Genomic DNA, 23,372 nt, shown 5'->3' with positions numbered 1-23,372 from the left:
AGACAGAATTCAAAAAATGCCCTTAAAAACTTTATGATGTTGGCCTCTCCTTGACTGCGGGGCAGGTCAAAGGCACTTGTATGTTAAAGGAAAGATACGGCACTGATTTATTTCAGTGGGCCCTTTCGCTTTGCTTAGGGGACGGCAAAAGGCACTAATTTTATTTTCTATCACGGGATTAATAAACAAACCCCCTCCATAATATTTTGTGGAGGGGGTTTTTGTTAAAATCAAAAAATGGTTGGGATAGGATTCGAACCTATGTAGGGCGCAGCCCGACGGTTTTACAGACCGTTGCTTTTGACCGCTCAGCCACCCAACCATTTACTTATTAAAAGTCCAGAGGCCGAGGCCCCTGGACCACTTAAACAACCAGGTACACTTATTATACCAAAAAACAAAAATAATTAAAAATCTTTGTACAATTTACTGACGGTGTATTATTAAACGGAGCAAATATGAATATTGTAAAACACAACTCAGCCGCGTGGGACAAACAGGTATCTCAGGGTAATAAATGGACGGTGCCGGTGTCCGCGCGGGAAATTGAAGACGCTAAAAACGGCAAAGCAAAATTTTTGCTAACGCCGACTAAACTTGTGCCGCAAAGTTGGTACGGCGATGTTAAAGGTAAAAATATTTTATGCCTGGCCAGCGGCGGCGGGCAGCAGGGGCCATTGTTTGCGGCGATGGGCGCTAACGTAACTGTTTTTGACAACAGCCCCGCGCAATTAGAAAAAGATATTTTTGTAGCGTCGCGAGAAAACTTAAATATTAAAACCGTGCAGGGCGATATGCGCGATTTATCCGCATTTGCCGACGGGGAATTTGATTTAATTTTCCACCCCGTATCCAATTGTTTTGTGGATGATATTTTGCCCGTATGGAAAGAGTGTTACCGCGTGCTTAAGCGTGGCGGCGTAATGCTGGCGGCGTTTGCCAACCCTATCAGTTATATTTTTGATTTTAAACATTGGGACAATACCAAAGAGCTTGTTGTGCGTTATAAAGTGCCGTATTCAGACACTAAACAGCTGCCAAAACACGAACTGGAAGATAAAATAAATAATTGTGAACCGCTAGACCACGGGCACACGCTGGAAGACCAAATAGCGGGCCAGCTGAACGCCGGGTTTGTTTTAACCGGTTTATATGAGGACGGCTCCGGCGGGGATTTGCTGGACCCTTATATAGAGGCATACATAGCCACAAAAGCTGAAAAACATTAATTAAAAAAGCCCCTCTTATGTAAGGGGCTTTTTTGTTTTGCGTTATTTTAAATCTTTTGGTCTCTTACTACTCTTTTTAAAGAATAATTAAGGTCTGACGTAATCGGCTTGCCCTTTATATCCATTTTTCTTAGTTCGTCTTTACTTATAAACTGCCAGTAGTCATACTCCCCTTTAACGCCTTTCTTTATTTTTATTACGCTAAAGTCCGGCCCGCTGGCTTCCCAAGCGGAAGAAATTATATTGTCACCGCTGTTGGTGCCTTTATATAAGGAGTATTCAACCACAGTGTTGTTTGGGTTAAGTTCCAATACTATTTGTATGCCTTCACAATCCGCGCAGGGTATTACACCCGCGAATGTGCCCATATAACCCTTTTTAAGGTCGTCTTCGCTTTTGGGCGCGTTGTTGCAACCCAAAAATGATATCATAGATACAGCTATCAGTACTGCCGCAATTTTTTTCATACATCCCCCTTTGTCCTTTAACTTAATATAGCGCCGTAGCGCTGTGTTGGTTTTTGAGGAAATTTTAAATTTTTTGTGAGGCGCATAGCTAAAGCTATGTAACGAACAAAAAAATTAAAATTTACCAATAAGCAATACAGCCCCGCAGGGGTTGCCCGCAACGATACGGTGCTATATTAAGTTAAAGGACAAGTACAACTTAACAAAAATATTATATAATATATCAAACCGAGTCAATTCTGATAACGGCCAACCACTCCGTTGTCAATTTCACACAAGGTATAAGAAAATAAACTATGACAAAAACATTTCTCCCTTCCGTTAAGGAAGTAGAAACAACCAGACAGTGGCATCATATAGACGCCGCTGGTAAAACATTAGGCAGGATTTCTACAGAAATAGCAGTGCTGCTTATGGGAAAACATAAGAGAACATACACCCCGCATATGGACTGCGGCGACTTCGTTGTTGTTACCAATGTTGGCCAAATAAAAGTTACCGGCAATAAAGCTGAGCAGAAAGTATATTTTTCTCACTCAGGTTATGCCAAAGGCGCCAAAGAAACGCCTTACAAAAGACAGTTTGAAAAAGACCCGACAGTCATTTTAGAGCTTTCCGTAAAAAGAATGTTGGACGAAAACAAACTCCGCGCGCCCAGAATGAAAAGGCTTAAAATGTATGCCGGCGCCGAACATGCTTTTGCAGACAGATTTTCTGCTAAAAAGGCTAAGTAGAGGTAATTTTTTATGGCAAAAACAAAAACAACAAACGTTGGCAGAAGAAAAACTTCTATAGCGACGGCAGAACTTAAAAAAGGCAAAGGTGTTATTTCAGTTAACGCTATGCCTTTAGAACAGTATTTTAACTCTTCAGTTAAATTACAAAAGGAAGTTAAAGCCCCTCTTACAGTCACAAATTCTGAAAAAGAATATGATGTTGTGGCTAAAGTATTAGGCGGCGGTGTTTCTTCACAGGCCGGCGCGGTAAGACACGCTATAGCGCGTTCACTCGCGTTAGTAAGCGAAGATTACAAAAAGCTGGTTAAAAAAGCCGGTTATCTCACAAGAGACCCCAGAATGGTCGAAAGAAAGAAACCCGGTCAGCCCGGCGCAAGAAAGAGATTCCAGTTCTCCAAACGTTAATTTTGGTTGGAACGAGTTTCACAAAACCTCCCCTTACGGGGAGGTTTTTTTGTATACTTCCATTATATCTATGGAGGTTTTATGAAAAAAATAGGGTCTCTGCTTTTTGTGGTATTTTTTTGTATTTTGACGGCTTTCGCGCAGGAAAAAGCCATTAATAACGATAAACTTATAACACAGGTAAAAGAAAATGTTTCTTTCCTTTTTCCGGCTTACGCTGAGCTTAAATTTTTTGAGATGTCCTTTGGCAAAGAAAAAACTGGTAATAATTACTATATGGCAGACGGCAACAAAGATGAGGGGGAAGTGCGCTTAAATTATAGATACTATGACAAAGCTGAAGACGCTAAAGAAAGGTTTGATATAGCGCTGGATGAATTGTCTCCTTTTGCAAAAGAGACTCTTAAGAATAAAAAAATAAACAGAAGAGAGTGCGTTGTTACAAGCAATTTTGATACCGACGAGGGTACATATTTTTCATATACTATTTGCCATGATAAAAACATATACCTTTTCTTTGTAGTTTCTGCAAAAACAACTACGGTAGAGCGTGACACGGCCAGAAGAGTGGCCAGAGTAAATAAAATTGCAAAGAGCTTTAAATTTTTAGATTGAAAATAATTACGGGTTTTTCTAACAAAAGGCTTACATCCTTCGGGCTACCCAGCGCTTTTTTTAATATACAAACCAAAATCCCCAGACGTGGCCTGGGGATTTTTATTTGTATAGTAAAAACAACCGCATAAGAGTATTTTTCTTCCCGGTTGTAAGTATCATTTAAAAAGATATAATTTGCTGGAAGCATGATTAATATATTAATGAGATCATAAATGAAAAAAGGGTTTACTCTGATAGAGCTTTTAGTAGTTGTGTTGATCATAGGCATACTTGCGGCCATAGCATTGCCGCAGTATACAAAAGCTGTAAATAAATCCCGCGCGGCGGCAATGATGGCAAAGGTGGGCACCCTTCAAAGTGCGGTTGAAATGTATAAATTGGAACACAACGCATTCCCCAGTTTTGGCACCCCTCACCCTACAGAACAACAAGTAAGCGATGACTTGGGTATAGATATTAAGCTTGAAAAGAATATGACCTTCACCATTTATACCGCGTATGCCGGGATAAGATATGATGACGGTAAGACACAGTTTTTATAGCTAAAGGATTGCATCCCTCGGACTATCCGGCGGTTGTTTATAGGCAAGGTGTTACATCATGCTTCGCAACATATCCCGCAGACATTCCAAAACAGGAAAAGGGGTTAGACTCATGCCGCGCAATTTGCGGTAAATTAACTCATGATGAAACGGAAAAACACCAATATTGCTTGCTTTAATTAAAATAAATAAAAATCCCCGGGCATGTGCCTGGGGATTTTTATTTTATATACTATATATAAATTTATATTCTATATACAGAGGTTGGTATGAAAAAAGGGTTTACATTAATAGAATTATTAGTTGTAGTCTTAATCATAGGCATTTTAGCGGCAATTGCTTTGCCGCAGTATAATAACGCGGTGGAAAAGTCCCGTGCGGCGGAAGCTGTGCTAAATGTTAAATCTCTTGCCGACGCGGTAGAAAGGCAGCGGCTTGCTCTTGGTGATGGTGTTAGTTTTAGTATAAATGATTTGGATATAGAAAAGCCTAAAGATAAAAATTTTAAATATAAATTAAACCTTACTTTCCCGGTGGATCATGTTATTGCAGAAAGAACGGATAATAAGGAATATTCTATAATACACTTTTTAAATTGGGCAAATTACCCTGAGTATTCTAACCGAACAGTTTGCCGTGCGGCTAAAACCGATACCACAGGGGTAGCTCATTGTAAAAAGATTGGAAGGAACTTGGAAGACTACAGGTATAGAAATGTTGATGTCGTGTCATTCATGGATTAAGCTAAAGTTAGTTTGGCTAACTTATTTCACGTGAAAACAGTTTCTCGATTTTTGTAAAACTAAAATTTACGTCGTAAAAAATAATAAATGAAAAAACCGAACTAAAAAATTAGTTCGGTTTTTTTGTTTTACCGTCGGAGAATCTGCGTGTTTGGCCTGCTTTGACAAAGGGCAATTTTTATGATTTACTATATATTACACGAAATAACGGAGTAGTTTTTAACCCAAAAATCAAACATCTTCGTCGGAGGGAGTATGGGAGAAATAGTAGCAATCGCAAACCAGAAAGGCGGCGTGGGAAAAACCACCACCGCAGTCAACCTTGCTTACGCGCTGGCCTGCCTTAACCAAGAGGTTTTGCTGGTGGATTTTGACCCGCAGGGCAATGCGTCTTCAGGTTCCGGTATTAATTTAAAGGATGGTGAAAAATCCATTTACCATCTTATCACAAAAGGCGCTTCTTTTGATGAAGTTGTAAAAAAGTCCACCAACGAAATGCTGGATATTTTACCCGCGGACAAAGACCTTGCCGGCGCGGAAGTGGAACTGGTAAACGTAGAGGGCAGGGAAAACATGCTCAAGGATGTTCTTGACCCTGTTAAAAAAATGTACAAATTTATAATAATAGACTGCCCGCCCTCGCTAAGCTTGCTTACGCTTAATGCTATGGTAGCGTCTGACAGTGTGATTACACCTATCCAGTGTGAATATTACGCTATGGAGGGGTTGGCGCATTTTATTAACACAACCGCCAAAATTAAACAGTTTCTTAACCCGCACCTTAATATAGACGGCGGGCTTTTAACCATGTATGACAGCAGAATGAACCTTTCCAACCAGGTGCTGCAGGAGATTACCAAGTTTTATGGAGAAAGGGTATATAAAACACCTATTCCCAGGAACATACGCTTGGCAGAGGCACCCAGCTTTGGGCAGTCTATATTTGACTATGACCCCACCTGCCGCGGCGCTGCCGCATATATAGACCTGGCAAAAGAGTTTCTTACCCGCCGCGGCTTTGACGCGGCCAAACTGGAAGGTTTTAAAATAAACAATGTATCGTACGATTTTGGAGGATAGTATATGAGCAGGCAAGCTTTAGGCAAGGGTCTTGACGCCCTTTTAAAACAAACCAAAGATGTTCTGGCGGACAAGCAACCAGCTACGTCCGGCAACAGCGTACAGAAAATTCCGTTGGCAAATATTGTCCCCAACCGCTACCAACCCAGACGCACCTTTAAAGAAGAAGCTTTACAGGAGTTGGCCCAATCTATTAAAGAGCACGGCCTTACCCAACCCATAGTTGTGGTATATGACGCCGGACTTGATAAATATGAAATAGTAGTAGGTGAACGCCGCTTTAGGGCAACCAAGCTAGCGGGATTGAGTGAGATTGAGGCTATTGTCCATACCACTCTTACAGATAAAGAAATGTCCGCCCTGGCCCTTATTGAAAATATACAGAGGGAAGACCTCAACCCTATAGAAACAGCCCTGGGATACAAGAACCTCATACAAAAGTTTATGGTTTCGCAGACTGATTTGGCCTCATACTGCGGCAAGTCAAAGGCGGCGATATCCAACTCTTTAAGACTTTTAGACCTTAATAAAGACATGCAAAAAGGTTTGGAAGAGGGTATTATAACAGAGGGCCACGGCAGAGCGCTGCTTATGGTGGCGGACGCTAAAAAAAGAGATATTCTCTTTGCTAAACTAAAGAGCGGCAAGTTCTCCGTACGCCAGGCTGAACAATTGGCCAGGGATATTAATACCCCTAAACCGGTTAAGGATGTCAAGCGCCCCGTAGAAGTGGCGGACTTTGAAAGCGGTTTACAAAAGACGCTCGGCACCAAGGTAGAAGTAAAATACGGCAGCAAGATGAGCAAAGGCACCTTGGTTATACACTATAATTCCATAGATCAGTTGGAAAATATAGCTGAAAGGCTTAGAACTAAGATGTTATAGTAGCAAAAGCAATAATTTTCACGTGAAAACAAGCCCCCGCTTAAATAAAGCGGGGGTTTGTTCATGCTGTTGAAAAGCACGCGTTTGCTGGTGGTTCCGTATAGGTTCCACCGATGAACAAAAAAAGATGTGTGGGATATCAAATAGTAGAAACAAGCTATCTTTAAATAGAGGGCTTTTTGTGAATCCCCCGGTGGGGCGAGGAAAGCAAACGACAATCTGTGGGAGCGCATTACATGCGTAGCTGGTAAGAGAGGGCAGGGCCTGCATGATACCCCCCGGCTACGCCGGAGAATATTTATTTTATGCTATTGAAAAGCACGCGTTTGCGGATGATTTTCTAAAGGTTTTTCCGCTGAATAAAAATATGTAGGGTATCAGAATGCAATAAGCTGTTACCGTTCCCTCAGCCGTAGGCGTGAGGGTCTCAATCTATTAGTTCATACTGGTATACTTTAGGTGTTACTGCTGAGAGGCGCTTGTATTTTAGCTGCCTCGTTGTCTTTGAGGATCATGTGTTTGCATCCGTGCGATGAAACGGTATAACTTAAGCAAATGGCAGAATTGCGAATAACTTATAGTAGGTGCAGATGTTTTATGCGAGAATATTAATTTATAGTGTTATGATATGTTTTGTAAAAAACTTTTAATAAATTATAAAATCTAAAAAATTAAATATTTAAATAAAACTCAAAAAGTTTTCATGTGAAAACTTTTTAAGTTTTTAAATAAAAATATTTTTGTGGTTTAAAAAACGCCAAAGCTATATTTTTTTATAAAAAACATTAAAATCGGCTAAAATTTGTCTAAAACAGCAAAAACAAAGCAAAACCTTCGTCGAGAAAAACAGAAAAGCCCCAGGAATGCTTTTATTTGGTGTTTTGAGTGCAAAATGGGGCAACATTCGGGAGAGGGGCAAATATTGAGCCAAGCTCAAAATCATTCAAAATCGCCTAAAAACAGGTATTTTAAGGTGGAAATAAGCACATTGCTTAACTAGTCAACTATTTTTAAAAGAAAGTAATATTTTAATTCAATCAAAAAATAAAAACATAATTTTAAAAAAACTGTCTAAACTTACAAAAATAAAAGTTAGCTTTATTAACTTAATAAAACTAACTTTTTAAAATATATGAAATAAAATAAACAATATTATTTGGTTGGTTTCGGTTTTTCTTTTACTTTTTTAGCTTCCGCTTCTTTTTCTAGTTCAGCCAAAGCCGCAATTACTTTTTTATCTTTCATTGGCACGTAATGCTCACGCTCATCCTCTGTCCAAGAAATGCCGCCTATTTGCGCCTTTGCGCTGTGTTTAAGCAATGCTTTTATAACTTCTTAGTTTTGGGCGCGGATGGTTTCAGGAACAATGGCGTAGCCACAAAATATTAGTGCCCACTGCAACAACGGCTGTGTGCGTTAACATGCAGTTATGCTCAAGACCCTTACGCTTACGGCTGAGGGAACGGCAAAGTCTTTTTTAACAACAAACTATTCATCGGAGTAACTTGAGTGTTGCCACCCACAAACATATATTTTTAAGGGTATATAACGAAACCCCCGCTCGTCTGAGCGGGGGTTTCGTTAAAACTTTAGTTATTGTATAACAAGGTTGCCGGTAAACTCGCCTTGTTTAACGGGCACTTTTTTGGTGCCGGCGGGGAAGGCCATCATCACATTGTTAGAACCTTCCAGCTCAATGCTTTTTGAGCCCGGTTTTTTTGTCCATACTGTTTGAATATTGCTGCCGTTGCCCTCAATATCAAGCTTTTTAATTTTGCCTTCGGCTACTACGGTAGAAGCTTTGGCTTCTATGTCTAAGGAGCCGGCTATGGCGGACAGTTTGGCCTGAGAATTTTTGATATCTAAGTTAATCGCTTTTTCAAGGCCGTTAAGCACTATCTGCGTGTCCATGGCGTCAATTTCCACGGGTACTTTAGCCTGCGTGGTTACTATAATATTAGGTTTGCATACGGACGCGGGGGTCTTTTTAGAAATTTTAATTTTCAGCTCCCTTTCATTATCCTGTCTTACTTCTGTCGTGCAGTGTTTAGCGTCCAGGGCGGACACATTGACTGAAGTTGTTTTCCCCTTTACGGCGGTTACGTCAATAGAGCCGCCTGTTGTTATAATTTCAAGTTCTTTTACTTTTTCAAATGTTTGCGCGCTGGCCGCCACGGCAAACGCCATACAAACCGCTGTTAATAATACTTTTTTCATACACCCTCCGCAGTGTTATGCTTGGTAACACTTTAATATATAGTTATTCTAGCTTTTGAACAGCCTTTTTGCAAGGTAAAAAATAAGATTATTTTTGTTCGCTTCGCGGTCCTTGCAGGACGGCGTTCGCTTCGCGTCCCAAATATATCGCTCTCTGCGTTCGCTTAGTTTTCAATAAGCGGAAAGAATTTTCTTCGGATTTTGGCATAATTTCAATTTTCTTTCTTTCACCACACCCACCGTGTTCCCGCACCAAGTGTGCCGAAAGAAAGAAAATTGAAATTCTACTCAAAATCCTGTGAAATTCACTAATATAACTGCACTTATAAAAGCATATAAAAACCCCGCTGTTCGGCGGGGTTTTTATTTTACTTAGATTTCTTTTTACTTATATAGCCCATCATGCGGTATATAAGTTTTGCGGTGTTCATTTCGGTAGTAGAATCATCCTTCTTTTTTGCCGCTTCCACTACGTCAACAGCTACAATGTTTTTCTTTTTAATTACTTCTCTAAACAGGTCCAGCCCCTCATACCAACCAAAACCGCCGGGCTGCGGCGTGCCTGTGGCGGGGATAACACTTGGGTCAAAGCCGTCCACGTCGATAGTAATATAAACATTTTTTGTAAGCTTTTTGAGTACTTGGGGTATTAACTTTTTAATATCTCTGTGCTCATGCATTAAAAATGTTGTTACATTGCCTTTGTTTATGCGGTGCTGCTCGTCTGACCCTACGCTGCGTATGCCTACCTGTACAACAGGTACACGTTGTGAAGCGGGGTATAAAGCGCAGGCGTGGCTGTAAGGCGTGCCGTCATATTCGGCGCGTAAATCAGCGTGCGCGTCAAAATGTAAAATACTAAGGTCTTTATACTTATCAATGTAAGGCTCTGATAAAGCCTGTGTGATAGAGTGTTCCCCGCCGATATAAAAGGGGATTGCCTTGTATTTCATAAGTTCTTTAACGGTGTTCTTAATATTATCAAAAACAACCGGGGTGGAACCTTTGCAATTTATTGCAGTTGTGGTGAAAATGTCGTCTTCCCATGTTTCACGTTTTACTTCTTCGTCCCACAACTCCACTTGGGCGGAAGCTTCCAAAATAGCTTTAGGCCCTAAAGCCGTACCGTGCCCGAATGAGACAGTTTTCTCAAACGGTATCGGCACAACGACGTAACGACAAGAGGCCAGAGAGTTTTGTTTCCTCTCTAGCCCCATAAATATAGTTTTATTTTTTTTCACAAACAATATTGTTATTTTACAAACACTGCTGCTGCTACTACAGTTGTCCATAAACCGTCTACACAAATGGCAGATTGGGTAATGTTGGTTGTTCTGACAATTTTACCGCTCATTTTCCAGATTTCTTCTTTCTGGTTCCAGGTGGTATCATTGTCAAACTCTATGCCTAAGGTTGTTGACAACATGAGTGCCGCCAAGTCTTCTGCATATTCACCGGCCATTTTTTCTGTTTCACCAAAGCTGTGGTGCTCAGAAATGTAACCGTGCGTTTTAGGATCTTTAGGAATAGCTAAGCCTACCGAAGCGGAAATCAAGCGTTTGTGCTCATTGCTTGTGTTTCTGCTTATTACGCAGTGTAAAATCTGACCGCTGCGCAGTGACTTTACGCCCTTAGCAACCGGAATGGTTTTGCAGTGGGGCGGAAAGATACTGGATACAGGCACAATGTTGTAGTTAGCAATCTGAGCGTCGCGTAAAGCTTCCTCAAAGCTTGCTAATTTTTCTTTGTGTCTGCCAATTCCTTTAGTAAGGAATATCTCTTGGGGGACGAAGTGTTCGTACATTTTTTTTATTTTATCCATTAACATGTGATAGTTAATATAATATATAGTATACCATAATGAATAAAAAAATGTAATTTTTTTTACGCTGAATATTTTTCTTCTTGTCCCGTCGTGTTTTTCATGGGGCTATGCGGCGCTTAAAATGATGCTTTTTTACAGGATATATTATGAAAAAAATTGTTTGTGTCTGCTGTATTTTTATATTGACAACAGGAGTGTTTGGTATGGAAAGTAAAATGTTTAATAAAGATGGGGTTTTACACTTTGATTATAAGGCCGAGGCTTTAGCCCCCGCCGAAGCCGCCGCCAGAGAGCAGCTGGAAAAAGATTTGGCCGCGCTGTTAACTATACCGGCCGCTAACAGAACTTTTGAAAATACGGTTATGGGGTACACAAAAGCTTTTGAAAAGTACGGCGACGCCTTTGGCATAGCCATGTTTTTATCTTACGTGTCGCCCGACGAAAAATTAAGAGACTCCGCCACCGAGCTGCAGTCAGTAGTAAGCGCGTATATGGTGGAAGTAGGCACCCGCAAAAACCTTTACAACGCCATTAAAGAATATGCCGACACCAAACCAACCCTTGGTGTGCCCGAGGCCAAACTGCTTGAAGACATGATGATAGGCTTTAGAAAAAGCGGTTTGCATTTGCCCGACGACCAGCTGGCGGCGTACAGGCTTAACTCGCAAAAACGCTCTGAAAATTCTATCAACTTTAGCAAAAACATACGCGACAATAAAGAGTTTGTGCTTGTAACTTTAGAGGAGTTAGACGGCCTGCCGCAGGAGTTTGTTGACCGCTTGGAACGAGTGGACGGCAAATATAAAATAACGCTTAACTACCCGGACTATGTGCCCTTTATGCTTAACAGCAAAAGCGACGAGGCCAGAAAGCAGCTTGAGTTTAAATATGGCAACCGCGGCGGCGAAGAAAACGTGGCTATCTTGGAAGACACACTTAAACTAAGGCGTGAGGTGGCCGTGCTTTTAGGTTATAAAGACTACGCCGATTTAAAATTAGAATACCGCATGGCCAAAAACGCTAAAAACGTAGACGATTTTTTAAACGACCTTTACAAAAAATTAAAACCCTACGGCAAAAAAGAAAAGCAGGAACTTTTGGCGCTTAAAGCTGAAAAAACAGGCGAAAAAAGCAAAGAGCTTTACGGCTGGGAATCCGGCTATTGGGGCAACATGTACAAAAAAATAAATTATGACGTAGACCCCGAAAAAATAAAAGAATATTTCCCCGCAGATATTGTTATCAACGGCATGCTGGATATTTTTGGCAATTTATTTGGCGTAACCTTTACCCCTGCGGACGTCCCCGTCTGGCATAAAGATGTAAAGGCATACAAAGTTGTAGACAGCGATACTAAGCAGCCCGTAGCCTACATTTATATGGACATGTTCCCAAGAGAGGGCAAGTATAAACATGCCGCTTGTTTTGATTTAGTTGGCGGCCAGCAATTGGAAGACGGTTCTTACCAAAAGCCTTTTACGGCGATAGTATCTAACTTTAACCCGCCGTCTCCCGGCGTGCCGTCGCTGTTAAAACACGGCGAGGTTGAGACCTTGTTTCACGAGTTTGGACACGTGCTGCACAACGCGCTTACAACGGCTAAATACTCCGGCCTCTCGGGCACGGCTGTGGCGGGTGATTTTGTGGAAGTGCCCAGCCAAATACTTGAAAACTGGGCGTGGGACCCGCGTGTGCTTAAGCAAATTTCTAAGCATTACAAAACCGGCGAGGTTATTCCGGGCGACGTTATAACAAAACTTATCAACGGTAAAAACGCGTTAAGCGCGCGCGGTTATTTGCGCCAAAACTTTTTCGCGCAGTATGATATGACGCTGCACACCAGCAAAAAATATGTAGACACAACCAAAACATATTTTAAATTGTCCGACAAAATATCTGGCAGCCCCACAACGCCGGGCACATTGCCGCAGGCGGGCTTTGACCATATTATGGGCGGTTACGACGCGGGTTATTACGGATATTTATGGGCGGAAGTTATAGCGCAAGATTTTTTTAGCGAGTTTGAACGCAACGGTATTTTTAACCCTGAAATAGGCAAAAAATTCCGCAAAGAAATATTGTCCGTCGGCGGTACTTATGACGAAGAGGTAATAGTAGAAAAATTCCTCGGAAGAAAAGTTTCCAACAAGCCCTTTATGAAAAGTATAGGTTTAGAAAAATAATAAATATCCCCCGGCTTAGCCGGGGGATATTTATTCTGCGGGGATAGCTCTTATCTGCAAACCATGTTTGAAAAGCGTATTTAAGCAACATTGCTTTTACTTGTCCGTTGCCGTTCCATCGCGCGGCGGAGCGCAGATGGGCTCAAGAACAATGGCGTAGCCAAAATATGAGTGTCTTACACAGCAACACCACCTATGTGCGCCAACACGCCCTTATGCTTGAGACCCTCACGCCTCACGGCGGAGGGAACGGCGGTATGCCATTATTAATTCTTATTTTGCTTTTGTGGAAGGGAAAAAGGTTCTTTCTCCCTTTTGTAAAGGGAGTACGGCGCAGCCGGGAGGGATTTAATGGGGATTTATATCTGTGTGCTCATTAGCCATTGTTTGTAGCGCAGCGTAAGCAGGTTAAAAAAATTTTCTTTAAACTCTTCCATGTCAACCGCGCGGCCTAAAATTCTTTTAACTGACGTTGCGTCCAGCCTTTTGTTTAAATTATTATTTAAATTTATTCCCACGCCTATTACCAGCCAATCAGTAGTATGTGTGCTGGAAGATGTTTCGGTCAAAATGCCGCAGATTTTTAAATATTTTTTTGCGGCGGGGTCGTGCGCCAGCACGTCGTTTGGGAATTTTACTTTAGCTTTAACGCCGTACATTTTAAGTGTTTCCACCACAACCTCGGCCGTCTTAATTGTAAAAGCGGAAGACTGTTCTATCTTTTTGTTGGGGCGTAAAATTAAGCTGAAAAACAGGCCGCCTTTTTGTGAATCCCACGTTCTTTCAAATTGGCCCCTGCCGGCGGTTTGTGTCTGGGTTACTATCAGTGTGCCGTGCTGCGCCCCGTTTTCGGCCATGGATTTGGCTAGGGTTTGGGTAGAGTCTATTACTGTTAAATTTACGGTACGGGTTATCATTTTTTCTTCCTTGTTTTAATGGTCATATTTTTAAGTTCCAGCATGCGGTCGCGCAGGTCTGCCGCCAGTTCAAAGTTAAGGTTGTCGGCCGCGTCTTTCATTTGGCGTTCAATTTCTTTTATCATCTTTGGCAGGCTGCTGGCTGATGGAATGTCAGTAAAAGCGTGCAACGCTTTTAAGCCCTCCAGCTTAGCCGCTGTTTCAAATTCTTTAAGTTCAACCTCCGCCTTTACAATGCTTTGCGGGGTAATGTTGTGCTCTTCATTATATTTAGTTTGTATTTTGCGTCTGCGGTCCATTTCGCCCATGGCGTATTTTATAGAATCGGTCATTCTGTCTGCGTAAAGCACAACCTCGCCATCTACGTTTCTGGCCGCGCGGCCGGATATTTGGATAAGCGTGGTTTGGTTACGCAAAAAGCCCTCGTTGTCCGCGCCCAAAATTGCCACAAGGCCTACTTGCGGTATATCAATACCTTCTCTAAGCAGATTAATCCCAACCAATACGTCAAACTTACCTTGTTTAAACTGCTGTAAAATTTCTATACGCTCAAGTGATTCTATATCAGAATGCAGGTAGCGGGCCTTAACGCCCTTTTCATCAAGATATTCGGTTAAATCTTCCGCTGTTTTTTTGGTAAGAGCAAGAACAAGCGTGCGCTGTTTATTTTTTGTTCTTTCTTCTATTTTAGAAAGAAGGTGCGGTATTTGCCCGTTGGTAGGGTGGACGGTAACCTGCGGGTCCACCAGGCCTGTGGGGCGGATAACCTGCTCCACAATATTATTGCCGCTTACGGTAAGCTCGTAAGGGCCGGGTGTGGCGGAGACAAAAACGGTATCGGGCAACAATGCCTCGTACTCTTCAAATTTAAGCGGTCTGTTGTCTAAAGCGGACGGCAGCCTAAAGCCGAAGTCAACTAACATTTGTTTGCGGGCCCTGTCGCCGTTATACATACCGCGCACCTGCGGTACGGCTACGTGCGATTCGTCCACAAACACTATAAAATCTTTATGTTTTTTAAAGTAGTCAAATAAACATTCCGGGCGGGCGCCTGCGGGGCGGCCGTCAATATGGCGGGAATAGTTTTCAATGCCTTGGCAAAACCCGGCCTGGCGCAGCATTTCTACGTCATACTCCGTCCTTTGTTTCAGGCGGTACGCTTCCAGCGGTTTGCCAAGCGCTTCCAATTCTTTTACACGTGCTTCTTTTTCAATGGTTATGGCGGCTACGGCGCGTTCAATGTCTTCATCTTTGGCCACAAAGTGCTTTGCGGGGTATACCCAGGCTTCTTCAATCTCAGCCAAAATCTCGCCTGTAATGGGGTGTATGTCATATACGGCGTTTACGCCCCTGGGGCCCATTTCAACACGCAGCCCGGCGTCTGCATACGGCGGCAAAATATCTATGTTGGCGCCGCGCATGCGGAACTTGCCAGCGGTAAATTCAATATCACTGCGCTCATATTGGTTTTTTATAAGGATAGATGTTATGGCCTGGCGTGTAAGGGCCGCGCCCTTTTTAAGGTAAAGGCACATTTCTGAAAATGTATCTGGCGAGCCGATGTTGTAAATACTGGAGACAGACGCCACTACAATAACGTCTTTTCTTGTCAAAATAGAGGTGGTGGCTTTAAGACGCATTTGCTCTATGTGCTGGTTGATAGAGGCGTCTTTTTCTATGTAGGTGTCTGTAGCGGGCAGGTAGGCTTCTGGCTGGTAATAGTCGTAATAAGAAATAAAATACTCTACCGCGTTATCAGGGAAAAACTGTTTAAATTCCGCGTATAGCTGCGCCGCCAAGACTTTGTTGGGGGACATTATCAGCGTAGGCCTGTCCAGCTTCTGTATGACATTTGCCATAGTAAATGTCTTGCCGGACCCTGTTACCCCTAACAGCGTCTGCCTGTTTTTACCCTCTGAGATGCTCTTGCAAATTGTTTCTATAGCCTTAGGCTGGTCGCCGGCGGGCTTGAAATTTGATTTTAAATTAAAATTACCCATGTATATATTTTAGCAATTTTGTGTATTGACAATCTTTACAAATAGCCATACAATGGGGGAGTAGGCAGTTGTTACCCTTAACCCAGGAAGTGCATCTATGAAAAAACTAGCATGTTTATTTATGACCGCAGTACTAATCCTAAGCAGTAATTCCCAGGTGTTTGCCCAGGCGGCAAATAATATCAAAGCAAAAGAAGTAACCCAGCAAGACATAGAAAGATATAAAGCAATGAGAAGCAGAGGCTTTAAAGAGCTGGGCGTAAGCGGTGTCGCTTTTAGCGGCTTTGTGGCCATTAAGTTCTTTGTTATCCCCAATAACGCGGTTAATTTGATAACAAGAGCCACTGTAAATGTGGACGGATTTATGGAATCGGCAAGGTTTTTGGGATACCAGACAGTGTCCGACAGAGTTGACGTTGTAAGAAGGAGCATAGGCCCGCAGCTGGAGGCAAATATAGGCAGATATAATTCCCTTAACGCCAACCAGCAAAAATTGGTTGTGCAGTTGGGTGAAAGTTTGGAAAATTATAAAATGTGGACCACCCACTCGGACGCTATTCCTAATACCGATAAAATAAGATACGCGCAAAAAGAGGCCGCAAAAGCCATTGCCGCGGCAAGAGAGTTAAAAGCCAGCGGTATTAGCGCGGACATGGCCAAAGGTTTAGGCGCGATTGAGGCCGAGTTTAGTGTGTTTTCCAAAAATGTAAGTAAATTCCAAAAAGGCGCCAGAGCCCCGTGGGGCGCGGCACTTTTGGGCGCGGTGATTTTTGTGTTCGCGGCTAAAGACTTAATGCTGTCTTACGTGCCCAACACCCCGCCCGCCACACTAAAAGCGGAAATTGAAAAAGACGAAATAGCCCTGTTAACCATGCCCGCCGCCACCGCCGACAAGTACGGCCTGGCCGCACTGCGCAATGAGATGATTAACGGCGCTAATAAATACGCCACTGACCCTGTATACAAACAACAAATGGATATTATGTGGAAAGAAATGGCCAAACAAAATAAGTCTGAAAAGCAGTATAAAGAAGATAAAATAAAAAGGCTTAAAGACACGTCAGAAGTTGATGTGGAGATTAATCTTGAGCACGATAAAGAAGCGATAAAAGCGTCTCTGTTGTCCGCCGGGCTGGACCTTAACACACGCTACGCTATATAGTATTTACAAATAAAACACCCGCACTTAGCGTGCGGGTGTTTTTGTTTAAAATTTATATGGGCAGTACAGGATTTGAACCTGTGACCTATCGCGTGTGAGGCGATCGCGCTACCGCTGCGCCAACTGCCCGTCATTTAAAATTATTCTTTCCGGCGGTCGCGCGTAACTTATTGATACAGGAAACAGGCTTGTTTCCTTTTTTCGCTGCGCCAACTGCCCTGTATTGTTTATATATTTTACCAAATATTTTGCTATTATATATAAGTTATATAAATTATTTCTTGGAGGTACAATCTATGTACGCAGGTTTTTGGAAAAGAGCAGGAGCTATTATTATTGACGGTATTATTATATCCGTAGTACAGGGTATTATACTGTTCATCGTCGGTCTTACAGGCAGCGGGCTTCTTATGAACCTTTTCTCACTCCTCTTGAGCATCGCCGCTATTTGCTACTTTGCTTATATGGAATCTATGCCTAAATATCAGGGCACAATTGGTAAAATCATTCTTGGCATTAAAGTAACGGACCTCAACGGCGGGCAGTTAAACTTTGTACAGGCTTTAATTAGAAACCTTTGCAAAATTATTTCTTCCGTCATTCTCGGCATTGGTTACATCATGGCCGCTTTCACAGAAAAGAAACAGGCTTTACACGACATATTAGCCAAAACCTTAGTAGTAAACAAATAAGTTTTTGTATTAAAGCCCCTGCCGTTAGGCAGGGGCTTTTTTTATGATATTTTCTATGTCTTATTGCACGGCTTTCTAAGTTTCCATTTTTGGCGGATTTTAAATTTTTTGAGGCTCACCGTAGCTACGCTACTTGAATGTCGCCTAAATAAAATTTAAACTCCACTCAAAAATGAAAACGATGTATAAATGAAGCGCGGCACGCTTCTGTTATGGTTATATGGAACTGCACTTATGTTGGCCCCGCCTTGCGGCGGGTCAAAGACATAGCAAATACCAATGGTAAATTTGCTAAAATATTATTGTATTAAAAATGATTATCATTTTTAAAAAAATGCAGGCAATAAATATTTTGCCCGGTTTGCCGTACTAACAACTTTCCTTAACAACAATGCACCCTGCTTTTTGCGGGGGTTTTTTGTATTTATTATAAAACAAAGGGGTAGCTAAATGGATTTTGCTATATTGTTTTCTTCTTTCATAGGTTTAATTTCTATATTAAACCCGGTGGGCAACGTGGCTATATTTTTAGAGCATGTGCAGTCAGACTCGCCCAAAGTACAGCGCGCCATGGCTATTTTAATGGGGCTGGCTATATTTTCCCTTTTGGTATTTTTCTTTTTTACAGGCCGCGCGGCGTTAAATATGTTCAGCATTACAATACCCGCTTTTAGAATTGCCGGCGGTATTTTGATTTTACTTGTAGGCATACGCATGATGCAAGGTAAAAGCAAGTTTTCTAACGAGGGTATACAAACCACGTCTTCCACCGCCAACCCGTTTGAAGAAGCGTCTTTAAAAATAGGCAATATTATAGTGCCCGTAGCCATGCCCTTATTTGTAGGCCCCGGCACAATAACAACGGTTATTTTGTTTTCAGATAAAACAGTAGGCGTGTTAAACTATATTGGCATGATTTTTGTATTGTTAGTATGTTCTGTTATAGTGACAATGTGCCTATTGTCTTCCAGGTTTATTTACAAAATTTTGGGTAATAACGGTATGCAGATAATTATACGCTTTATGGGTATGATTTTATGCGCTATGGCCGTGCAGTTTATGATAGACGGGCTTGCCCAGCTTTTGCCTGTGGGGTTTATCAGCCCTGATTTCGCGCACACGGTTAAACACTAAAATTTTACGGGCAGTTTGCCGCCGGCTTTAGCCTTATCAAAAAGTACGTCCGCGGCCACTGTTTGAAAATCCTCATTAGCGCAGTACGCAAGTAAATGGAACGGAATTTTCTTTATAAATTCCCCATGTATAAACGGGCTGCCAAACGATACCATCACACTGTCTTTTGCAAATTCCAACGCGGCTAAAATATCTTTTGTTTGTTCTTTTGTAAAGTTCACATAACCTTTAAAAGAGGCGTACCCGCTGTAAGACGCTATTAATAATGTATCCACATTGCCGCCTGTATACTCTTGCAATTTGGCGCCGTTGGCGGTAAGCTGTTTGGCAAAAGGTGTGTCTTCAAAATCTTTACAATCCACAGCCATATAATAGACGCTTTGCCCTGCCGTAAACGGCTTTTTGCCGCCTATAGCGGTAAGGCATTTTGGCGCGGCTTCCATAGAATAGGTTGATTTAAAAAGCGAGTGTTCCGGCGTTCTTACCTCAGCCTTAACGTTTTTGGCTATCATCATTTCCTGTGTGGCTATGGAGTTTATAATCTGGTCTTTCCATTTGCCGTCTTGCGGTAAGCTGTTTAAAATTTCTATAGCCTGGTACGGGTCCTCCGGCGCCAGCAAAATATCCACCGTTGCTTCCAGCGCTTTCATAATAGCGGTTTTTTGGTCGCCTATGGCCTTCATTACAAGCGCGTCTGTAAGTATACAGCCTTTGTAGTTAAGCCTTTGTCTTAGCAGGCCCTTAATTGTTTTTTGTGATAAAGAAGACGGCTCTTTATCGTCAATAGACGGTATAAGTAAATGGCCTACCATAATGGAGTCTGAAAAGCGCATAAGGTTGCGGTAGGGCAGTAAGTCAAAGTCGTAAATTTCGTCAAAAGATTTGCTTATTAAAGGCATAGCCAGGTGAGAGTCCGTACTGGTTGACCCATGGCCCGGAAAGTGTTTTAAAGAGTTTAAAACCCCGCCCTGCGACAACCCCGCCATATAGGCTATGCTAAGTTTTGTAACCAGCTCAGGGCTGCAGCCAAAAGAGCGTGTGTTAACAATAGGGTTGCTTGGCGTGCAGGCCAAGTCTACAACTGGGGCAAACACCCAGTCCACGCCAATACTCCTGGCCTGGCGGGCGGTGATGAGGCCCTTTTTCATAGCCAAGTCTTCTTCACCCGCGGCGCCTATGGCCATATTGGAGGGCAAAAGTTCTGTGCCTGTTACCCAGCGGCCCAGGCCGTCTTCATAATCTGCGGCTATTAAAATATTACTGTAGGGGGTGCGGTCTTTAAGGTCTTTAGAAAGGTCTTCAATTTCTTTAGGCGTGCCGCCGTACAGGCAAAAGCCGCCCACGCCCATCTCCGCCCACTTTTGGGCGTCTTCTATTTTTGTTTTACCAAACCAAAATCCAGGATATACTAACCTTGCCGGGTTCATAATAGTTGCTTAACCTCCTTTTATATAGATTTTGCCGCTTTAATTTTGAGGTAAATTTATGTCTTTTTATGCCGCCGCATAGCGTTGGTTATGTAAGGTGTAAAAAGACATAAATTTATCCAAAAGTGACGCGGCCGCTTTGCGGTTAAGCCGCTTTTTTCAAAATTTCACTTTTTTTGCTTCTTGCATAGCGCTAGCTATGCTCGGCGCAAACAAAAATGAAATTTTGAAAAAATCGGATTAACAAAATCTATATAAAAGGAGGTTAAGCAACTACGCTCCCTAAAATTGTTTTTTGCTTTGCGCCTGTGGCGCGCGGGCAATGGTTTGTTTTGCCTTGCAGGGCTAACATTGCCATAACCGCGAAAGCGGCGGCTTCTTTTGCCATAGGATCTACCCCGTATTTAGCGCTGCTTTCTATTTTAGTTCCGGGCAGTAGTTTTGCTATGTTGGCAGTTAACGTTTTGTTATAAACTCCGCCGCCTGAAATTATTACTCTTTTAACACTATACCTTGTTTTTACAAATTTTACTATAGCGCGGGCAATTGTGGCGGCTGTAAACATGTTTAGCGTGGCTAAAATATTGTTTATATTTTTGCTGTTTATTGCGGGGATATTCTTGGCCATATATGCCGCTCCAAATTGCGCGCGGTCCAGCGATTTAGGCGGTTTTTGTTCAAAAAAATTGTCCGCCAGCAGTTTTTCTAGCAGAGTTTCATCCACAGTACCTTTGGCTGCTATTGCACCGCTTTTATCATAGGCTATTTTGCCTTTGGAGTGTTTTTGCAAAACAGAATCCATCAGCGCATTACCCGGGCCTGTGTCAAAACCAAATGTTTTTACCCCTTTGCCAGTTACTGTTATATTTGATATGCCGCCTATATTTAGCAGTACGCTTGGCGCCCCTTTACCAAAAACATATTCATCAAAAAACGGCACCAGCGGCGCGCCTTGCCCGCCAAGTACCATGTCTTTAACACGAAAGTTGTACACTACTTTTAGGCCCATTGCGCTAAGGTAAGCCGGTTCGCCTATTTGCATAGTGTTGGGTGTTTTTGCGTATGGGTTGTGGGTAACAGTTTGGCCGTGCATGCCTACGGCAAAAATATCTTTTTTGTTTATTTTAAATTGTTTTAGAAATTTGTTTACGGTTATGGCGTATTGTTTGCCTATTTCAAAACTTAGCTCGGCAAGTGCGGCCGCTTTTAAATTGTACGCCATAATAAGTTTTTGCTGCAGTGCTTTGGGGTAAGGGTAATTTTTGCAACATATTACTTTAAACGGGGCGTTACTGATTAACGTTGCAGTAAGCCCGTCGGCAGAGGTGCCGCTCATCAGTCCTATTGAATATTTTTTATTCATTAAAAACTTTCCTCAAAAAACCTTTGTTTTGGCGCAGCAATTTTTCGGCCGAGCTTTTAGAAATATTTTTTCTGCCCATTACTATGGCGGTTTTTACGTTGTAAGAGGTTTCTTTCAATAATTTTTCCGCTTTGGCGGGCGGTACTTTTGCCGTTGTTTCTACCAGCCTTTGCGCTCTGCCGCGCAGTTTAATATTGCTGGCTTTTACGTCTACCATTAAATTTTTGTATACCTTGCCGCATAATGTCATGGCGCCGGTGGTAATAATATTTAACGTCATTTTTGTGGCGGTGGCGGCCTTCATTCTTGTAGAGCCTTGCAATACTTCTGGCCCGGTTGGTAAATAGATTGTAACGTCTGCAAATTTTTCAATGCCTTTATTATTGCAGGTAACCAAAACTGTTTTTGCTTTGATTTTTTTGGCCGCTTTAAGCGCGGCAATTACGTATGGCGTTTTGCCGCTGGCGGCCACGCCAAAAACAATGTCGCCCTTTTTAGCCTTGGCCAAAATATCTTTTACGCCTTGCGGGCCGTCATCTTCAGCGCCTTCTTTAGCTTTAAATACGCTGCTTTTTCCGCCCGCCATTATGCCTATAATTTGGGCGGGATCGGTACTGAACGTGGGCGGGCATTCCGCCGCTTCCAAAATACCCAGACGGCCGCTTGTTCCGGCGCCTATAAAAATAATTTTGCCACCTTTGCCAAAACAGTCTGCCGCCAGCCTTATGGCTGCGGCTATTTCTTTTTTCGCTTTACCCACGGCCTTAACGGTTGCGGCGTCTTCCTTGTTAATAACTTCCACTATTTTTAAAGGCGAAAGTTTATCAAGGGCCGCTGTGTTTTTGTTTTGCATTTCCGTTTGGCTTAATGGGTTTTTCTTCATTCAATTGCGTCCGTTAAAATCTCTTGTGTTATTAAATCTTCGGCTTGCGGGGTGTCGTCCAATACTTCGGGCAGTACGGGTGTTTTTACCCACTGCACTACAGCGGGCGTAAGGTAAGTGTCTAACATGTTAGCCCCTTCTCTGTCATATGCGGTGAGGAACGTTACCTTGCCCGGGCCCTGTGTGTTGTAGGCCACGTTGCGTATAAGGCTGGCTTCTAAAAAGTTTTTTCTTACGTCTGTGGCGCAGGCTATAAGCAGCGGTATTTTGGCCACTTTTACACCGGGTATTGTAAGCACGTCGCGGGTATTGGTAGACGGCGTTATAAGCGCCGCGCCGCCAATGTCTGTGTTAAATACCAAAGAGCTTGCCGCCACGTTAGCGCCCAGGCCCGCGCCTAAAATAAAAATATTTTTGGCGGGTATTTTTCTGTTTTTTAAATATTCAACGGCGATGTTTACGTCTTTATACATTCTGTTAAACTGAGAGTTAATGCCCTCTCTTTCAAATTTTGTGTAATGCTGCGGCACCGCGCTTTTGCCGTGGCCTCTAAGGTCGATGGCTAAATAGCCTATGCCTGAGGCCGCAAGATTTTTGGTAAATCTGGTGTAATATGTTCTATTTTTACCCAGGTCAGGCAGCAAAATAACATACTTAGGCTCTTCAAGCGTGGATTGTAAAAACACGCCATTTATTTTCCACTGGTCGTCGGCTTCTAAGGAAACAGGGTCCCCCGCCACAGTGCCGGACTCTACGGCGTCTGCCGGCGGTTTTGGCGCGGGCGGCGTTTCTGTTTTAGCGGCTTCCTGCGCGTAAACTGACACGGCTGCGATTAAAATTAAAAGAGTAAATAATTTTTTCAT

23 protein-coding genes and 2 tRNA genes are annotated in these 23,372 nt (G+C 42.5%); 12 read left to right on the top strand and 13 right to left on the bottom strand.

Annotated features, from left to right (window positions below; translation table 11 throughout):
- Positions 1-238 precede the first annotated feature (238 nt).
- Positions 239-322, bottom strand: a tRNA-Tyr gene (locus AAIR98_RS01395).
- A gap of 136 nt (positions 323-458) precedes the next feature.
- On the opposite strand from AAIR98_RS01395, the gene AAIR98_RS01390 reads away from it, so the two are divergent.
- On the top strand, positions 459-1,229 hold the full coding sequence (locus tag AAIR98_RS01390) for a class I SAM-dependent methyltransferase (RefSeq protein WP_423970460.1): 771 nt from the start codon (positions 459-461) through the stop codon (positions 1,227-1,229).
- A gap of 47 nt (positions 1,230-1,276) precedes the next feature.
- Here AAIR98_RS01390 and AAIR98_RS01385 read toward each other — a convergent pair whose 3' ends face one another.
- Positions 1,277-1,696: a copper resistance protein NlpE gene (locus tag AAIR98_RS01385; RefSeq protein ID WP_423970459.1), complete on the bottom strand. Its 420-nt coding sequence runs from the start codon at positions 1,694-1,696 to the stop codon at positions 1,277-1,279.
- A 296-nt stretch (positions 1,697-1,992) separates the two neighbouring features.
- On the opposite strand from AAIR98_RS01385, the gene rplM reads away from it, so the two are divergent.
- The 7 genes from rplM (at position 1,993) to AAIR98_RS01350 (ending at position 6,706) form a co-directional block, all read left to right on the top strand.
- Entirely contained in the window at positions 1,993-2,430 is a 438-nt protein-coding gene (rplM, locus tag AAIR98_RS01380; protein ID WP_423970458.1) for a 50S ribosomal protein L13, read from the top strand.
- A gap of 12 nt (positions 2,431-2,442) precedes the next feature.
- Positions 2,443-2,838, top strand: coding sequence for a 30S ribosomal protein S9 (rpsI, locus tag AAIR98_RS01375; protein ID WP_423970457.1), 396 nt, complete (start codon positions 2,443-2,445; stop codon positions 2,836-2,838).
- 81 nt (positions 2,839-2,919) lie between these two features.
- A complete protein-coding gene (locus AAIR98_RS01370; RefSeq protein WP_423970456.1) occupies positions 2,920-3,453 on the top strand; it encodes a hypothetical protein in 534 nt (177 codons plus the stop codon).
- Positions 3,454-3,668: 215 nt separating this feature from the next.
- Complete coding sequence (locus tag AAIR98_RS01365; protein WP_423970455.1) at positions 3,669-3,998, top strand: type IV pilin protein; 330 nt, start codon at positions 3,669-3,671, stop codon at positions 3,996-3,998.
- Positions 3,999-4,267: 269 nt separating this feature from the next.
- On the top strand, positions 4,268-4,741 hold the full coding sequence (locus AAIR98_RS01360; protein WP_423970454.1) for a type IV pilin protein: 474 nt from the start codon (positions 4,268-4,270) through the stop codon (positions 4,739-4,741).
- 255 nt (positions 4,742-4,996) lie between these two features.
- Complete coding sequence (locus tag AAIR98_RS01355; protein ID WP_423970453.1) at positions 4,997-5,821, top strand: ParA family protein; 825 nt, start codon at positions 4,997-4,999, stop codon at positions 5,819-5,821.
- A 3-nt stretch (positions 5,822-5,824) separates the two neighbouring features.
- Positions 5,825-6,706: a ParB/RepB/Spo0J family partition protein gene (locus AAIR98_RS01350; RefSeq protein WP_423970452.1), complete on the top strand. Its 882-nt coding sequence runs from the start codon at positions 5,825-5,827 to the stop codon at positions 6,704-6,706.
- 1,152 nt (positions 6,707-7,858) lie between these two features.
- Here the strand turns inward: AAIR98_RS01350 and AAIR98_RS01345 are convergent.
- The 4 genes from AAIR98_RS01345 to AAIR98_RS01330 form a co-directional block, all read right to left on the bottom strand.
- Positions 7,859-8,026 (bottom strand): hypothetical protein, encoded by a 168-nt coding sequence (locus AAIR98_RS01345; protein ID WP_423970451.1) that lies wholly within the window; start codon positions 8,024-8,026, stop codon positions 7,859-7,861.
- Positions 8,027-8,299: 273 nt separating this feature from the next.
- A complete protein-coding gene (locus tag AAIR98_RS01340; RefSeq protein WP_423970450.1) occupies positions 8,300-8,923 on the bottom strand; it encodes a hypothetical protein in 624 nt (207 codons plus the stop codon).
- A 368-nt stretch (positions 8,924-9,291) separates the two neighbouring features.
- Complete coding sequence (gene speB, locus AAIR98_RS01335; protein ID WP_423970449.1) at positions 9,292-10,164, bottom strand: agmatinase; 873 nt, start codon at positions 10,162-10,164, stop codon at positions 9,292-9,294.
- Between the two features lie 11 nt (positions 10,165-10,175).
- Entirely contained in the window at positions 10,176-10,745 is a 570-nt protein-coding gene (locus AAIR98_RS01330) for a pyruvoyl-dependent arginine decarboxylase (protein ID WP_423970448.1), read from the bottom strand.
- Positions 10,746-10,894: 149 nt separating this feature from the next.
- Here AAIR98_RS01330 and AAIR98_RS01325 point away from each other — a divergent pair, with 149 nt between their 5' ends.
- A complete protein-coding gene (locus tag AAIR98_RS01325) occupies positions 10,895-12,931 on the top strand; it encodes a M3 family metallopeptidase (RefSeq protein ID WP_423970447.1) in 2,037 nt (678 codons plus the stop codon).
- 359 nt (positions 12,932-13,290) lie between these two features.
- Here AAIR98_RS01325 and AAIR98_RS01320 read toward each other — a convergent pair whose 3' ends face one another.
- Positions 13,291-13,848 (bottom strand): biotin--[acetyl-CoA-carboxylase] ligase, encoded by a 558-nt coding sequence (locus AAIR98_RS01320; protein WP_423970446.1) that lies wholly within the window; start codon positions 13,846-13,848, stop codon positions 13,291-13,293.
- Positions 13,845-15,848: an excinuclease ABC subunit UvrB gene (gene uvrB / locus AAIR98_RS01315; RefSeq protein ID WP_423970445.1), complete on the bottom strand. Its 2,004-nt coding sequence runs from the start codon at positions 15,846-15,848 to the stop codon at positions 13,845-13,847. Before uvrB ends, AAIR98_RS01320 begins: the two co-directional genes overlap by 4 nt.
- A gap of 97 nt (positions 15,849-15,945) precedes the next feature.
- Between uvrB and AAIR98_RS01310 the strand changes: the two genes are divergently transcribed.
- Positions 15,946-17,010, top strand: coding sequence for a hypothetical protein (locus AAIR98_RS01310; RefSeq protein WP_423970444.1), 1,065 nt, complete (start codon positions 15,946-15,948; stop codon positions 17,008-17,010).
- 57 nt (positions 17,011-17,067) lie between these two features.
- Here the strand turns inward: AAIR98_RS01310 and AAIR98_RS01305 are convergent.
- A tRNA-Val gene (locus AAIR98_RS01305) sits at positions 17,068-17,139 on the bottom strand.
- Between the two features lie 167 nt (positions 17,140-17,306).
- Here AAIR98_RS01305 and AAIR98_RS01300 point away from each other — a divergent pair.
- Complete coding sequence (locus AAIR98_RS01300) at positions 17,307-17,702, top strand: RDD family protein (RefSeq protein ID WP_423970443.1); 396 nt, start codon at positions 17,307-17,309, stop codon at positions 17,700-17,702.
- Positions 17,703-18,152: 450 nt separating this feature from the next.
- Complete coding sequence (locus AAIR98_RS01295) at positions 18,153-18,836, top strand: MarC family protein (protein WP_423970442.1); 684 nt, start codon at positions 18,153-18,155, stop codon at positions 18,834-18,836.
- On the opposite strand, the gene AAIR98_RS01290 is transcribed toward AAIR98_RS01295, so the two are convergent.
- The 4 genes from AAIR98_RS01290 to AAIR98_RS01275 form a co-directional block, all read right to left on the bottom strand.
- The gene (locus AAIR98_RS01290; RefSeq protein ID WP_423970441.1) at positions 18,833-20,263 is read right to left on the bottom strand and encodes a glycoside hydrolase family 3 N-terminal domain-containing protein; all 1,431 of its coding nucleotides are present in this window, start codon (positions 20,261-20,263) and stop codon (positions 18,833-18,835) included. The genes AAIR98_RS01295 and AAIR98_RS01290 overlap by 4 nt on opposite strands.
- A 265-nt stretch (positions 20,264-20,528) precedes the next feature.
- Complete coding sequence (locus AAIR98_RS01285) at positions 20,529-21,626, bottom strand: anhydro-N-acetylmuramic acid kinase (RefSeq protein ID WP_423970440.1); 1,098 nt, start codon at positions 21,624-21,626, stop codon at positions 20,529-20,531.
- Positions 21,619-22,509 (bottom strand): N-acetylmuramic acid 6-phosphate etherase, encoded by an 891-nt coding sequence (murQ, locus tag AAIR98_RS01280; protein ID WP_423970439.1) that lies wholly within the window; start codon positions 22,507-22,509, stop codon positions 21,619-21,621. Before murQ ends, AAIR98_RS01285 begins: the two co-directional genes overlap by 8 nt.
- Positions 22,506-23,372 carry an alpha/beta hydrolase gene (locus AAIR98_RS01275; protein WP_423970438.1) on the bottom strand — a complete coding sequence of 289 codons (867 nt, stop codon included), beginning with the start codon at positions 23,370-23,372 and terminating at the stop codon, positions 22,506-22,508. Before AAIR98_RS01275 ends, murQ begins: the two co-directional genes overlap by 4 nt.

It is taken from the genome of Elusimicrobium simillimum, assembly GCF_049639735.1.
Taxonomy (GTDB): domain Bacteria; phylum Elusimicrobiota; class Elusimicrobia; order Elusimicrobiales; family Elusimicrobiaceae; genus Elusimicrobium; species Elusimicrobium simillimum.
The sequence above is the reverse complement of the archived record's forward strand: the minus strand, read 5'-3'. Positions and strand labels throughout refer to the sequence as shown.